This is a genomic window from Burkholderia sp. MSMB2157WGS (assembly GCF_001532755.1).
Classification (GTDB): Bacteria; Pseudomonadota; Gammaproteobacteria; order Burkholderiales; family Burkholderiaceae; genus Burkholderia.
In genome coordinates this window covers 1-1,230 of the sequence record NZ_LPJG01000034.1, presented here as the reverse complement: position 1 = coordinate 1,230, position 1,230 = coordinate 1, and the positions used below count along the sequence as shown (strand labels likewise).

General features: G+C 56.8%; 1 protein-coding gene. It reads left to right on the top strand.

Going from position 1 to position 1,230, the window contains the following annotated elements; all coding sequences use genetic code 11:
* The first annotated feature begins 72 nt into the window (after positions 1-72).
* A protein-coding gene (locus WT53_RS25275; RefSeq protein ID WP_088505778.1) for an IS3 family transposase occupies positions 73-1,214 on the top strand; the annotation gives its coding sequence in 2 pieces (ribosomal slippage) (positions 73-325 and positions 325-1,214; 1,143 coding nt in all).
* The last annotated feature ends 16 nt before the right edge of the window (positions 1,215-1,230 follow it).

Genomic DNA, 1,230 nt, shown 5'->3' with positions numbered 1-1,230 from the left:
CCCAAGAAATAGTCCGGTGCAAAAGTAGAGAAATTCGGCATGATGTGTCCAAGCGGACACGAAGGCCATGCCATGAAGACGAGCAAATTTACGGAAGAGCAGATCGCATTTGCCCTGAAGCAAGCCGAGCTGGGTACGAAGGTCGAGGAGATCTGCCGCAAACTCGGAATAAGCGAGGCGACTTTCTACAACTGGAAGAAGAAATTCGGAGGGTTGGGGCCTTCTGAGCTGCGCCGCTTGCGCCAGCTCGAAGAAGAATACGCGAAGCTGAAACGGCTTGTGGCGGACCTGAGCCTGGACAAGGCCATGCTGCAGGACGTACTCGCAAAAAAGCTCTGAAGCCTGCCCGTCGGCGCATGTTGATCGATGAATTGCGTGATCGCTATCGAACCAGCCTGACGAAGACTTGCGCGTTGTTTGGCATGTCTCGTTCGCTGTATCGGTATCAGTCGGTTGCGCGTGATTCGTCGGCGCTGCTCATGCGTATCAAGGAAATCACCGCCACGCGCGTGCACTATGGGTATCGGCGCGTTCACGTGGTCCTGCGACGGGAAGGCTGGCGAGATAACTGCAAGCGCGTCTACAGGCTGTATCGGGCGGAGGGCCTTTCACTGCGGCATAAGCGGCCACGACGTAACAAATCGGCTCGGCTGCGACAGCCCAAGCATATCGTGACCGCGATCAACGAAATCTGGAGCATGGATTTCGTTGCGGATGCGCTGTTCGACGGGAGACGTCTACGGACACTGACCGTCGTCGACAACTACACCCGGGAATGCCTAGCCATCGAGGTCGGGCAAAGTCTGAAGGGAAAGCATGTGGTCGAAGCGCTGACGCGTATCACCGCTATGCGCGGACACCCTGCCACGATCAAGGTCGACAATGGCAGCGAATTCATCTCGAAGGCAATGGACCGGTGGGCGTATGAACATGGCGTTGAATTGGATTTCAGCCGGCCGGGCACGCCCACTGACAACGCCAAGGTCGAAAGCTTCAACGGGCGCTTCCGTCAGGAATGTCTGAACGCGCATTGGTTCTTGTCATTGGCTGACGCTCAGAGCAAAATCGACGACTGGCGCACGTACTATAACGAGGTTCGTCCCCACTCCGCATTGCAGTGGATGACACCCGCCGAATTCGCCCGTCAGGCAAGGGAATCCGCCTCGCCTGACAACTCAACCAAGCCGGAAATCTCCACTTCCGACCGGGACTAATTCTGGTTCAGGGTCA